The sequence below is a fragment of the Chitinophaga sp. 22620 genome (assembly GCF_052044405.1).
Classification (GTDB): Bacteria; Bacteroidota; Bacteroidia; order Chitinophagales; family Chitinophagaceae; genus Chitinophaga.
Map to the genome: position 1 here is coordinate 1564727 of NZ_JBQEMV010000001.1, position 13972 is coordinate 1578698.

Genomic DNA, 13972 nt, shown 5'->3' on the forward strand with positions numbered 1-13972 from the left:
CCCGGCATTTGAAATGCGGAACATTCACCGGGCCCATTAACGGAACAAATTTGAACGAAGTAAAAATCAATTATTACGGATGAAACAATTACTGTTTGCCTCATTTTTTCTCTGGTCATTTACCGCTCCCGCTTTTTCGCAAAACGTTGTAAAGCAGGCGCCGGATGGTTTTGATATCCTGCGTGCGGACATCCCTCACGGTAAGATCGATACGGTCAGCTATGCATCTGCAACAGTTGGCACGCAAAGAAAAGCGTTGATCTATACACCCCCGGGATTTTCCGGAAAGAAGAAATACCCGGTTCTATACCTTCTTCATGGAATTGGGGGCGATGAAAAGGAATGGCTGAACGGGGGCCGGCCGCAGCTGATCCTGGACAACCTGTACGCGGAAGGTAAAATAACGCCCATGATCGTCGTATTGCCCAATGGAAGGGCGATGAAAGATGACCGGGCCGGCGGCGATATCATGGCCCCGGATAAGGTACAGGCATTCGCAACGTTCGAGAAAGACCTTTTGAACGATCTGATACCTTTCATTGAGAAGAAATATCCTGTGCTGACAGACAGGGAGCACAGGGCAATAGCCGGACTGTCCATGGGAGGCGGGCAGGCCCTGAATTTCGGATTAGGTAACCTGGATAAATTTTCCTGGGTGGGAGGCTTTTCTTCCGCGCCCAACACCAAAAGACCGGAAGAGCTGCTGCCCGATCCGGAGGCCGCAAAAAATAAGCTCAAATTGCTCTGGATATCCTGCGGGGAAAGCGACCGGTTGATAACTTTCAGCAAGCGCACGCATGATTACCTGGCGGAAAAGAATGTTCCGCATATTTATTACATCGAACCAGGAGGGCATGATTTTAAGGTCTGGAAGAACGGTTTGTATATGTTTTCACAGTTGCTCTTCAAACCCGTCGATATTTCAAGTTTCCAAAAATATGTTTATACGGAAAATGGAACGCCGGCTGCCACTGATACTGGCAGTTCGAAGCAGCCGTAATAATGCCTGGTATAGGGTAACATGGAACAGGCGTGAAGATCTTCACGCCTGTTCCTTTTAAGTATGAATTCTTTCACCGGCAGATCATTCGTTGATCCAGGCCAGGTTAAATTTATGGAAATAGATGCTGCGGTGGCTATTGTCGCTGTCTGATGTGTTTTCATTGAATTCGATCAGTGCGCCGATCAGGTTATCCGCCGTTTTTACCAGGCTGCTATAGCCTCCCAGCTTTGCATTTCCCGTACCATTCTGGGGAATGGCCTTGCTGGTTGGCCAGGTAACACCTTCATCATTGGATATCCTTATTCTCATCGCGGTTCTCGTGGTTTGGCTTGCTGAATTCATGAAAAGTATCCTGCTGGGGGAATCAGTATACCTTAAGATAGAACCCTGGCAATGCGGGTCCGGCAAAGCGGTAACTTTTTCAAAGTCATCCCAGCCGGTGCCGATCCCGCCAACGGATTTGTAGCGGTATAATTCAGTGGAGCCAACGCCACGGTCGTTCCTCATCAGCACGCCACTCAGCCGTTCTACTATGGTGCCTTCGGATGTGCCGCCCGACAGGGAGCTATATTGCCATGTGTTTCCATCGTCGTCGCTATATATATTCCGGTTGATGGCCGGGATGATCAGCCGGCCTGCCGTGCTCCCGAACCTTTTCTGGATGCCAATTCCCGGGCCAACCGCATCCCATACCATGTTTGCGGGTTTAACGATGCTGGTAATGTCAACAGGATTGGACCATGCGGTTCCATCCTGGTTATAGGTGCTGTAACAAACGAAAGTCTTTCGCTGACCAGGCTGGGTGATCTTCGTTGTTCCATTTTCACCGGTCTGGCTCAAACCGGCGTCGTTATAGGACATGAACAACCATATCTTCCCGTCGCTTTGATTGACAACCGCGGTAGGATTGCCCCAGGTACCGCCGCTGCTTTTTACCAGGATCTCCGGACCCCAGCCACTGCCATTGGTTTCCGATCTTCTGCAGATCAGGTTGATGTTTCCATAGTCCCGGTTGTTGTTCACCCGACCTTCGCAAAACGCGATCAAAGTACCTTTTTTTGTCCTGATGATCGATGGGATGCGATAGGAGTGATAAACGCCGCTGCCTCCGTCAAATAATTTTATCGGCTCATTGAAGGCCATTATGGAAAAGTCGCCTGTAGCGGATGCCAGGGATTCCGCCCTTTCCTTCGACGTAGACGCGTCTTGCGGCAGGCTTGTTTTTTTGCAGGCTGCCGCAGTTAACAAGATGAATGAAAACACCAGTGCAACCTTATTGCGCAGAGATGTTTCCATGCTGAGAAAATTGGTTTTTTTCATATCGGGGAGGTTTATAAATGATTATCCTTGATTTTGTTCTTACTGTTTTCAAGGCCGCACTTTTATCCGGGATGTCTTGTAAACGTTTTCTTCTTCAGTCTTCCTGCCTGCATTACCCTTAGATCACCGCGATATCTTCACCGTCATAGTTCCTGATCGGCGAACGGCGGGTGGCACAGGCAGCTCTTTCCCGGAAAGCAGGAAGAGCTTGCCCCTTGGTACAGCGGATTTGCCGAGGTGGCCGCCGTCACCACCGGTGAATATATCCAGGTATCCGTCGCCATCCCAATCAGACAGGGCGATACCGCCATTATGGAAAGAGAGCAGTTTTGATAGTTTCACAGGCTTTTCAAATTGCATCGGTTTGTCTGATGCCCTGTAATAGAAGATCCCGCCGCGTTTGCGGTCAAAGGCATAATATACCAGGAGATCGGGCTTGCCATCCAGGTCCCAGTCGGCCATTGTAAAAGAACTGCGGCCATGACCGATATCAAGAATGCGGGTTTTGATCTGAAGAGGTTTTCCGTCATGTCCGAGAAATGCCTGTGGCTGGCCCAGTTCATCTGTTCCTTTACCCGGCCAGCTTTTAAGTATATTTTGATCATCCAGCGCGATCAGGTCAGGGTGTCCGTCTGCATTGAGGTCCAGCACCGCCGGTTGCACCCGCTGACCGGCGGCCAGCGGCTTTCCTTCCACTTTAAATGCTGCCGGCTTTTCAAAACGAAGCTCTCCTTTGATCATCCGCCCTTTCAGGAACAATTGCCTTAAGCCCATAGAGCCCGTCAGCATATCCCGGATACCGTCTCCGTCCCAGTCTGCCAACCGGGGGAGCACGCGCTCCATATACCATTCCATTGGGCCCCATACTGAACCAAGCCCGTAGTCGATACTATAATATTCCAGCTTGCTGCCGTCTGTAAATTTCAAAGGTTCTGGCACTTCCCAAACCGGCTTTGCATTGCTCCCTTTATTGATGATCACTTTTGGCGCAGCCGGTTCGGAACCAACCACCAGGTCTGTGTCGCCATCTCCATCCCAGTCGATAGGTTCTATCGTTCCAATGCCTTGCGGCATCAGCGGGGTATTGCTGTCGCTGGCCATCATCAATGGTCCCTGCTCTGCCCAGCCGCCATTCTTTGGTTTAAACTGAAGTATATTATCCACGCAGCCGAAATAGGTGCTTGCAAACAGCTCCTGGCGGCCGTCTCCATCGAGGTCCGCAAAGCGCGGGTGGATCGCCAGGATGCTTGATACAGGTTTTTTATGCTCATCAGCAATCAGCCCGGCATAGGTGAACCTGGGCTGTGTTTTTGTTCCCGCATTCCGGAAATACATCAGGCCAGGTTTATGCTGGCCTACCACCAGGTCCGTCAACCCGTCTTTATCCTTATCAAATGCAATGGGGTAGGGGAAGCCCAATGCTGAAACCGGCGAGCCGTCAGCCTCTATCAGAAGCGGGCTGCCGAAGATGAGACTGTCTGGGGTGGACCTGTTGTACATGATATAGAGACGGCTGGCATAAGGGTTCCACGATTCCTGCGGGTTGTTATAACCGGCGGCAAATTTTAATGAAGGCTGGGCTGCCCGGGGATGTGAGCTGCCAACAATGAGATCTTCCTTACCGTCGCCGTTCAGATCGGCTATATCTATCGTCGGGCTCACCCAGCAATCCAGGAAGTCCTGGACAGGCTTGCCATTTTGGTCATATGCCTGCATCACCTTCCATATTGTTTTGCCTTGTTGCCGTACAGGAATAAACATATGAAGCGTGAGCTGTTTTTTTCCTGAATCGCTCACCTGGTTATGGCGTTCGAATGCAATAAAAGACGGCCAGCCTTGCTGAGCCTTTACGCCTGAATACCTGATCAGGGAAAAGAACCTGCCTACGCGCGCATCCTTAAGCACGGCCTGGTTATGTATAAATACGTTGTTGAACCTCGGTTTCTTTTTGCTGCCGATATTTTCAATAAGCTTGATGGAGCCGCCGCTTGTGGTCATCATATCGTTGTCGCCGTCGCCATCCCAATCCATAAAAAGAAAATCGGAGGCGCCTATTACGGAGGCCGCCAGAGGAACATCCCTGTTGTGCCCGAACACAAATGGTTTGGGAGCTGCATTCTGGGCCTGGATATTCACAGCAGCAGCCAATGCTATGGTGAAAATAAGATGCGCCCTGGCGATCATTGTTCTACTGTAACCCATACTTCTTTAATTACTTCTTTTTGTACGTCTTTATCTGCATTTAGTGCTATAAAGGTTGCTTTATAAGTGCCGGGAGTTGAATATAGCCAGGAGAAAGTTGAAGGTGTGCCGCCTGTGATGGATTTCACATTCACCGCGTTCTTTTTATGCCCGAAGGTTTGAAACACCTGGAATCCCCGGCTGATAACCCAATCGTCGTCAGCCTCCGTATTGATGGCGTTGGCTGTATGGATCAGCCTGTGAGAGGAAGCCGTTCCTGTGTTGATGGTCCATTTATTGTCCGCGCCCTGGAATTCAACCACCTGGAATAATCCCTTTTCGATGGTGGAGGTAATTTCAAAATCACCATTACCGGGGACTTTATTGACCAGGAACATCCGGCCCATATTCCAATACCGTTGTGCGGTACCCGCAGCGTCTTCTGAAACATACCTGAAAGCCACGTACATCGGCCTGTCCTTCACTTTCAGATCATCCAGGTTGATCTCTCCCGACACTACATCGGCGTTGGATGCGGTATTGGCAGGCATTACCGCCCTGCCGGTGATGTCCGTCCATTTGGCGGCCTTTACATCCTGTTCGTTGTATTCACCGTTGAAATCAGTGGAGATCAATACAGAGATATTCCTGGGTAATGTTGCGCCCGCGCGGGTCTGACTGTTAAATTGCAAGGTCAGCGTGCCTTCGTCAGACGAGAAGAAATCCCGTTTATCATACTCATGCCCCGGCTCACCGGAATAGAAGGTAATGTTGTCCGGCGCTCCCGATAAGTTAAACTGAACGCTGTCTCCCAGTTTGTATTTTGTTGTTGTTACAGCCACCTCGAAATCATCTGGCGCCTGTATCTCTTTCTCCGAACAAGCTGCGAGAAATAAGCCTGAAACGGATAATACAAATATTATTTTTTTCATAACGTCGTCATTAAATTTCATCAATGAATATCCGGTTAATAACCTGAGTTCTGTTTAGCCTGGTCGTTATACAACAGTTCCTTTTGCGGGATGGCCAGCCTGTAATCTTTGTCTGAAATATTGTTTGCGGGATTGGTATAGTGGGTTACGGTTACATTTGAAGGTGCGAATGGCGTTTTGGCCGCAGGCACAACCGGCGTGCCGTCCGGCTTCAGGTCGCTGCTGCCGGCTGCCACCTCGGTGCCCATTTGTTTGATGGTCGATTGCAGGATTCCCCAGCGCTTCAGATCCTGCTTCCGTAAAAATTCACCATTCAGTTCCATCAGGCGCTCATCCTGGATGGCCTTTAAGAATGCTTCCTTACTGGCGGTTTGTTCAGCGCCCAGCGCTCCGTCTCCATTTAAAATTACCCTTGCTGATGCCCCGCCTGCGCCGGCAATGGTTACCGTTGTACTGGCGGGGTATCCCTTGCCGGGATTCGTTACCCTGATACCGGTCACGCTCCCGCCTGAAATTACAGCAAGGGCCGTTGCTCCCGTGCCGCCTTCGCCTGTAATGGTCACCGCTGGCGCTGTGGCATACCCCGTTCCCTGGTTGGTCACTTCTATACCGGTAATTATCCTGCTTCCGTTAAGCTTTCCGTAAGTCCTGCCCCTTACCTGGTTAACCAGGTCGATGGCTTCAGGCGTGGGGTGACCGTTCAGTTCATTTTCTGCTTCGGCCAGCATCAGCAATACGTCTGCATAACGGACGATAGGGTAGTTGGTCGGACTTTGGGTTGCAATGCGCGGCTCGTTTTCTTCACTTCTTCTCCATTTTCCGGGATAGCGCGTGTAATACAGGTTATAAGCAACAGCGTTCTCTGCAGGCGGTGTCGTTGCGTCTCCCCCGGAATATTTGAAAGGGGCAACACACCAGTCACGCCGCTGGTCGGGCGAGGCATCTGAGGCCGCATTGGTGGCCGTGGTAAAGGCAAAAGATTCGTAGGTACGGTACAGGCGCGGGTAAACAAAGAGCCTGCCGTCATTTTTGCCGGCAACATCGCTGGACGTGGGTATGCCAACGCGTACCTGGCCGGGAGAGCTTTGTTCAGGCGTGGCCGAATTCACATTGAACCCCACTTCCCATATACTTTCTTTATAGGCGGCGTCATACAGGTCTTTACATTGCAGCTTGAACACCTGCGCATAATCCGGGTTCAGTTGATGCAACCCTGAATTGATGACCTCACGGGCCCATTTTGCGGCATCCGCGTATCGCCTGCTGTCGTTTACCGGCTCGCCGGCGGCATACAGGCATACCCGCGCCAACACTGCCTGAACGGCTGTCTGCGTCACTCTTTCTGTATAATCGAATGCAGTCGCTTTCTGATCATGGAGCAAACCCTCGGCAGTGATCATTTCATCGATCACCCAATCGTACACCGCTTTTGAAGCGGTAAAAGGCGTATTGGTCTCGCCGGGTGACTGGGTGGCCTGGATCCTCAAAGGCACGTCTCCATACCATTGCGTAAGCATGAAGTAATAATAAGCTCTCAGGAATATAGCTTCTCCTTCGATATGTCTTTTTTCCGCCTCTGTAATGCCTGCCGGTGAATTCAGATGAGCCAGTACCACGTTCGCCCGGTCGATGCCGGTGTAGAGCGTGGCCCATACACTTGCCACCTGCGCATCGGCCGAGGTGGCATTATACCAGGGTATTTTTGGCACATTGCCGGAAGTGGCATAGACCAGTTCGTCGGTGGTAGCCGTTATCAGGTGCTGGTAGTTGTCTCCATACAGCGCGTTGTTTTTAAGTATGCTGTATACCCCGTTCAGGGCAGCTTTTAAATTTTCCTTGCTGGAAAAGAATTTATCCGGGCTTATAAAATCTGTTGGTTCCGTTTCCAGGAGATTTTTACAGGAAGGGAGCGATGAAACCGATGCAGCGGCAACTATTGTCAGGATCAGGAATTTTTTAATCATAGCAGTATGCTTTTGTTCACCATTAAAAGGAGAGATTTAAACCAAAAACAATCGTTTGGGCGATGGGATACGCCGAGAAATCAAGACCGGGCGACAAGCCGAACCCTTTGGTGGACACCTCGGGATCCGGGCCTGAATAATTGGTCCAGGTATGCAGATTTTGCGCGGAAACATAGACCCTGGCGGATCCCAGCCCCCTGATGAGGTCTTTTCTGAAGTTATATCCCAGCGATATGGTTTTTAGCCGGAGGAACGAAGCATCTTCAATATAACGGGTGGATAGAACGCCGGAAATACCGCTGGACCCGCTTCGGGGAATAGTGGTGTTCTGATTTTCGGGAGTCCACCGGTTTACATAGGTTGCTTTGACGTTCCTGCCTAGTATGGCCCCGTTCAATCCTTCCAGGAAAATATTATTGGCATTCAATACTTCATTGCCGTAAGACCATTGAAAGAACACGTTCAGGTCGAAATTCTTATAGGTAAAATTATTATTGAACCCGCCTGTATGTTTAGGATAAGGATTCCCGATCAGCGTTTGATCGGCATCATCCACGATGCCGTCATTGTTCAGGTCTTTATACTTCGCATCTCCGGGCTGCCTTGCGTTCGTGCCCAGCAGGCCCGCTGTTGCAGGCAGTTCGTTTTTTAATTCATACCCCCCGGGTATCTTGTTAAAATCGTCATACTGATATACACCGTCGTACACAAAGCCATAATAATGCACCAGCTGGTTGCCTACACGGCTGATCCAGGCCGGGCTTGGGAAGTTGGTGGAGAAATCAGGGATGGAGGTCATCCTCAGGTCTTCGCCCGCGCTCAATGCAACTAACCTGTTTTGGTTAAAGGAAATATTGATATTGGAGTTCCAGCTAAAGTTCCTGGTGGTGATGTTCCTGGAATTTAAAGTGAATTCAAATCCCCTGTTCCGGGTTTCGCCGATATTTACGGTGGCTGAGCCATAACCGGTGCTGGAGGCGATCTGGGAGCTTAGTAACAGATCATAGGTATGCTTATAGTAATAATCCATTTCCAGTTCCAGCCTGTTCCTTAAAAAGCCCAGCTCTATACCGGCGTCAAACTGCCTCGTGCTCTCCCATTTTAGTTTTTCATTCCCCAGGCGGCCCTGGTAATAGGCGGGCGACGATGCAGATCCAAAAGGATAATAAGTACCTAATATAATATCCGGCAGATAACCAAAGTCAGATACCCTGTTGTTGCCGGTTACGCCGAAACTGGTCCTTAGCTTGGCATTGGATATAAATGAGATGCCTTTCATAAACGGCTCGTCGCTCAGCCGCCATGCAAAGGCCCCGGAAGGAAAGTAGCCCCATTTGCTGTCTGCGGGGAACTTCGACGATCCGTCTGCCCTGAACGTTGCAGTAAACAGGTATTTCTGAAACAGGTTGTAGTTGACCCTGCTGGTAAAAGAAACCAGTCCCCATTTGGTGCTGGTAGACTCTTTATCAAATATAACACCCTCATCCAGGCCGTTTATACCCAGCGCTTCGTTAGGTACCAGGTTGGCCCTGTAGCCGAATCTGTTGGCTTCCCTGGTTTGCACGGAAAATACGCCCACAGCAGTCAGCTGGTGATTTTTGTTGAATTTCCTGGTATAGGTAAGGCTGTTCTCATTCGACAGATTCACCACATCGTCCTGCCACAAACCCCCGTTAACGCCGTTCGTTCTGCCCACGCCGGTCAGCGGGCTGCCACTCCGCGTATTCGAGTTATTAAACAGCTCCGATCTTGTTGCGGAGAGGTCTGCGCTGCCTGTAAACCGCAGCTTAAGGCTTTTGGACAGGTCATATTCCAGGTAACCGTTTATCGTGGTGTTCCGGATCTTATCAACATCATATTCATTCTGTGCGGATTTCAACGGGTTGAACAGGAATGTTTCCGCCGCGGGGTCTACACCTTCATCCTCGAGGTCCGTTTCACGGCCGGAAATGGGCCGGTAGGTCCAGAGGTTATAAAACAAATTCTGCACATTGGAATTGCCGGAGCCCACCGCTTTCGAGGTTTGTTCCCTCGGTTTTATGCCGCTCACCTTTGAAGTTGCAAAGTTTACATTAAGGCCGATCTTGAATTTGCTGCCAACCGCCTGATCGATGTTGAACCGGCCCTGTAAACGGTCGAAACCACTTCGCATCACCACTCCATCCTGGTTCAGGTAGGATAGGGACAAAGCGTATTTCGTTTTGACCGTGCCTCCGCTTACGCCTACGCTGTGGTTTTGAAAAGCGCCGGTGCCAACGATCCGGTCGAACCAGTCGATGCCTTTTGCATCCCTGTAATCTTCCAGCGCCAGATCGGGGGTAGCGGGGTCGCTGTCCCTGAAATATAATGCTGCCGTCCTCTGCGGATCGATCTCCTGTTGCAGCTTAATAAAGTCATAAGGGCCTAATACATCGAGGTTGGCCTTGCCCACATTGGAATAACCGGCACTACCGGTGTAGGTTACGCGGGCATCGCCTGTTTTGCCTTTTTTAGTGGTGATCATCACCACGCCATTGGCGCCCCTGGCTCCATAAATGGCCGTTGCCGATGCGTCTTTCAGGATATCGATAGATTCAATTTCTGCTATATTCAGTGAATTGCTATTAAAGTCCTCCATGGGGAAGCCATCTATCACATAAAGCGGAGCGTTGCTGCCTGTTAAAGAGTTGTTGCCCCGGATGACGATATTCAAACCCTCTCCCGGCTGCCCGTCGATAGACGACACCTGCACGCCCGCAACGCGCCCTGCAAGGGCTTGCTGGAAGGAGGCAACCGGCGCTTTGCTAAGGTCAGAGAGGTTTACCGACGCAACCGAACCCGTCAGGTCTTTTTTCGCGACAGCTCCATAGCCTACGATGATTACCTCATTCATGGATGAGGACTCCTGTTCCAGCACAACATCGATCCTGGTGCGTCCGTTAAGATTGATCTCCCTGGTCCTGTACCCGATATAAGAGATAACCAGTATGGCGTCGGGGGAGGAAACTGCGATCTGGAAATTGCCGCTGGTATCGGATTTGACGGCGTTGCCCTTGCCTTTTTCGAGTATGCTTGCATAGGGCAGCTTTTCCGCGTTTGCTGAAGTACTTATACTGCCGGAAACAATCGTTTTTTTCTCTTGCGCATGCAGAAACAGGTTGAGGGATAGGACAAGAAATCCTGTAAGCAAATAGCAATGCTTATTTTTCATACGGTGGAGTTTGTTTTAATAGTGGTTGAGTTATGCTGGAAAATCCTATTTGTCCATTATGTACTACATATTAAGCAAATTGAATTATAATTTTCCTATTTTCCTAATTTTTCGGGAAAAAAAATTTCGGTATATTATAAGTAATCGACGAGCCCAAAAGAGCTATTAGATGATTATTATATAGGCCAGTATTGGATTGGCCATGTGTTGGCCATGCAGATCGGAATGGAAATCGGAACGACGGGAATGGATATTGAATCGTATCAGATCTATTGATTGTTGTTATGTGCTACAAAACGCATAAATCCTTTAATATTTCGTATCCGGATCAATATTGAAAGTAGAGCCCAGGTACATAACTGCAACGACATCATCATCTGCTGAACAGACTGGGAAATCAAAAGATAAGCAGGGCATTCCCTGCACCGGGCAAATTCCATCAACCCGCCTGCGGCAAAAAAAATTTGGAGTTTATTTTTTTATATTCTACTTTCAATCCCGAAGCGAAAGCTCCTTTTTTTATATCCACTTGCTTAAACGATTAAGCGTTATGAAAAGAGCCGGACCCGCCAAGGGCCGGAAGGAGGGTATTTTTGCCGCAGCGCAAAGACAACAGGACATTCCACGGGCGATATAACTATGAAAAGACAGGAGGATAATGCCCGCTCCGCATTCACCAAATACGAACTATTGGTACTTTATGATGAAGTCAAGTAAAAACCGCCGTCATTTTCTGAAGAATTTCGCATTGGGCTGTATTGGCGCCACAGCGCTGCCCGCCGTTGTTACCGCAAAAAGCACGGAAGCCGGAAGCGAGGCGGATGGAACAGCCGCTGCCGGCAAAGCCCCCGGTGGCCGTGGTTTTAACGAGAGTTACAAGGGCAGATATATCGACCGTGTGGCTTTCCCGATCGGCGGCATCGGCGCGGGAATGTTCTGTATCGAAGGTACCGGCGCCATTTCCCACATGTCTGTCCGCCATAACCCCGAGATGTTCTTTGAACCGGCCATGTTTGCGGCCATCAGTATAAAAGGGATGCCTGACGGTGCAAGGGTGCTGGAGCAGCAGATCCCCGGATGGAAGAAGTTCGGGCAGCGCGATGCGGGCCTGGGCGGCACAGGCGGCGCTACCTGGGGACTGCCGCGGTTTGCGGAAGCAGCGTTCAAAGCGCGTTTCCCATTCGCGGATATTTCACTCAAAGACCCGGCCATGCCGCTGGCCGTGAACATAAAAGGATGGAGCCCGTTTGTGCCAACGGATGAAGATAATTCCAGCCTGCCCGTGGGCGCGCTGGAGTACCAGTTCACCAACACCGGTAAATCCCCGCAGGAATTCGTGTTCTCCTACAATACCCGCAACTTTATGCGGCAGGGAGACGCAGGCAACCATATCAGCTCATTGAAAAACGGTTTTATCTTATCGCAGGAAACTATCGCCACCGCCCCTGAAAAACAAGGCCACTTTGCGATCTTCACCACGGACGATGCCACGGTGACGGACCATTGCTGGTTCAGGGGCGGTTGGTTTGATTCTTTGTCCATGATATGGAACACCGTTAAAGCAGCGGAAGTAAAAAACAACCCGCCTGTTGAAAAGGATGCGCCGGGCGCATCGCTCTTTGTGCCCTTCCGCCTAAAGCCGGGGGAGAAAAAAACGATCCGTTTGCTGATGGCCTGGTATGTGCCGGATTCAAAACTGCGCATCGGCGACGATGCGAGCGGCGATCACCCCGGGCAGCCGCGGTTTCACCGTCCCTGGTACAGCAGCCGGTTTAAGGACATTAACGAAGTGGCGGATTATTGGAAAACCAATTACGATACCCTTCAGCAAAAAACATCGCTCTTTACCAACGCGTTCTACAAAAGCACCTTACCCCCGGAAGTAACGGAGGCCGTTGCCGCCAATCTTACCATCCTCAAATCCGCCACCGTGATGCGCCAGTACGACGGCCGCTTCTGGTGCTGGGAAGGCAGCGGCGACAACTGGGGCAGCTGCCACGGTTCCTGCACGCATGTATGGAATTATGCGCAGGCGGTACCGCACTTGTTCCCCGCGCTGGAAAGAAGCCTGCGCAATACAGAGTTCCGCGAAAACCAGAATGCGGACGGGCACCAGGGTTTCCGCGCCAATATTCCTATTTCCCCGCTGGTGCACAACTTCCATGCGGCGGCAGACGGGCAGCTGGGCGGTATCATGAAAGTATACCGCGACTGGCGCATCAGCGGCGATAACGACTGGTTAAAAACCATCTACCCCGCCGTCAAAACCAGCATGGACTATTGCATCCGCACCTGGGACCCGCGCCGGAAAGGAGTGGTGGAAGAGCCGCACCATAACACGTACGACATTGAGTTCTGGGGCCCCACCGGCATGTGTACCAGCTTCTATCTCGGCGCGCTGAAAGCCTTCACGCTCATGGGTAAGCACCTTGGCAACGATGTGGCAGACTACGCAGCCTTGTATGAAAACGGGAAAAAATTCCTCGAAACAACACTCTTCAACGGTGAATATTTCATTCAAAAAATACAATGGACGGGATTGAACGCTCCCGATCCGGCCAAAGCACAATCGTTCCACACCCACTATTCAGAAGAAGCGCAACGCCTGCTCCAGGCCGAAGGCCCCAAGTACCAGTATGGCGAGGGTTGTTTGTCTGACGGGATACTCGGCTCCTGGATTGCCCGCGTTTGCGGTATGGATGAACCGGTGGATGCCGCCAAAACAAAAAGCCACCTGCTCGCGGTGCATAAATACAATCTTAAAAAAGACCTGAGCGCGCACGCCAACCCGCAACGCCCCACCTTTGCGCTGGGCAATGAAGGCGGGCTGCTGCTTTGCTCATGGCCGAAAGGCGGCATGCTGTCGCTGCCGTTTGTGTACAGCAACGAAGTGTGGACGGGCATCGAATACCAGGTTGCTTCCCACCTGATGTTCATGGGCGAAGTGGAAAAGGGCCTTGAGATCGTACGCGCCTGCCGCAGCCGCTACGACGGCTCCGTGCGCAACCCGTTCAACGAATACGAATGCGGCCACTGGTATGCCAGGGCCATGAGCAGCTATGGAATGCTGCAGGGCCTTACCGGCGTACGTTATGATGCGGTGGACGGCACTCTTTTTATTGACTCTAAAGTGGGTGACTTCACCAGCTTTATTTCCACGGACAAAGGTTTTGGCACTGTCAGCCTGCGCAACGGCAAACCCTCGCTGCAGGTGGCATACGGCGCCATTCCCGTAAAGCAGGCCGTAGTAGCCGGAAAAACAATGCAACTAGGATAATCAGCCAGGATCACAAGACAATAGCAAGCCACGTTTTTTTAAGTTCAGTTAGCTTAAACGATTAAGCTATTGTGCCTATACATTTGATAAACATTCACTTCAACT

Annotated in this window: 7 protein-coding genes; 2 read left to right on the plus strand and 5 right to left on the minus strand. The window is 50.7% G+C overall.

Annotated elements, in window-relative coordinates:
• Positions 1-79: 79 nt before the first annotated feature.
• On the plus strand, positions 80-1000 hold the full coding sequence (locus ACTJIK_RS06630) for an alpha/beta hydrolase (RefSeq protein WP_440645570.1): 921 nt from the start codon (positions 80-82) through the stop codon (positions 998-1000).
• 84 nt (positions 1001-1084) lie between these two features.
• On the opposite strand, the gene ACTJIK_RS06635 is transcribed toward ACTJIK_RS06630, so the two are convergent.
• From ACTJIK_RS06635 to ACTJIK_RS06655, 5 genes are all read right to left on the minus strand, one after another.
• A complete protein-coding gene (locus tag ACTJIK_RS06635; RefSeq protein WP_440645571.1) occupies positions 1085-2323 on the minus strand; it encodes a sialidase family protein in 1239 nt (412 codons plus the stop codon).
• Positions 2324-2446: 123 nt separating this feature from the next.
• The gene (locus tag ACTJIK_RS06640; protein WP_440645572.1) at positions 2447-4525 is read right to left on the minus strand and encodes an FG-GAP repeat domain-containing protein; all 2079 of its coding nucleotides are present in this window, start codon (positions 4523-4525) and stop codon (positions 2447-2449) included.
• A complete protein-coding gene (locus ACTJIK_RS06645; protein WP_440645573.1) occupies positions 4504-5436 on the minus strand; it encodes a DUF5017 domain-containing protein in 933 nt (310 codons plus the stop codon). Before ACTJIK_RS06645 ends, ACTJIK_RS06640 begins: the two co-directional genes overlap by 22 nt.
• A 35-nt stretch (positions 5437-5471) precedes the next feature.
• Entirely contained in the window at positions 5472-7400 is a 1929-nt protein-coding gene (locus ACTJIK_RS06650; protein ID WP_440645574.1) for a RagB/SusD family nutrient uptake outer membrane protein, read from the minus strand.
• A 22-nt stretch (positions 7401-7422) separates the two neighbouring features.
• A complete protein-coding gene (locus ACTJIK_RS06655; RefSeq protein ID WP_440645575.1) occupies positions 7423-10590 on the minus strand; it encodes a SusC/RagA family TonB-linked outer membrane protein in 3168 nt (1055 codons plus the stop codon).
• Between the two features lie 700 nt (positions 10591-11290).
• Between ACTJIK_RS06655 and ACTJIK_RS06660 the strand changes: the two genes are divergently transcribed.
• Entirely contained in the window at positions 11291-13867 is a 2577-nt protein-coding gene (locus tag ACTJIK_RS06660; RefSeq protein WP_440645576.1) for a GH116 family glycosyl hydrolase, read from the plus strand.
• Positions 13868-13972 lie beyond the last annotated feature (105 nt).

Excerpts from the sequence above, each read along its gene's own strand:
- ACTJIK_RS06630 (WP_440645570.1), top strand. The coding sequence starts at position 80 with ATGAAACAATTACTGTTTGCCTCATTTTTTCTCTGGTCATTTACCGCT.
- ACTJIK_RS06635 (WP_440645571.1), bottom strand. The coding sequence starts at position 2,323 with ATGAAAAAAACCAATTTTCTCAGCATGGAAACATCTCTGCGCAATAAG.
- ACTJIK_RS06640 (WP_440645572.1), bottom strand. The coding sequence starts at position 4,525 with ATGGGTTACAGTAGAACAATGATCGCCAGGGCGCATCTTATTTTCACC.
- ACTJIK_RS06645 (WP_440645573.1), bottom strand. The coding sequence starts at position 5,436 with ATGAAAAAAATAATATTTGTATTATCCGTTTCAGGCTTATTTCTCGCA.
- ACTJIK_RS06650 (WP_440645574.1), bottom strand. The coding sequence starts at position 7,400 with ATGATTAAAAAATTCCTGATCCTGACAATAGTTGCCGCTGCATCGGTT.
- ACTJIK_RS06655 (WP_440645575.1), bottom strand. The coding sequence starts at position 10,590 with ATGAAAAATAAGCATTGCTATTTGCTTACAGGATTTCTTGTCCTATCC.
- ACTJIK_RS06660 (WP_440645576.1), top strand. The coding sequence starts at position 11,291 with ATGATGAAGTCAAGTAAAAACCGCCGTCATTTTCTGAAGAATTTCGCA.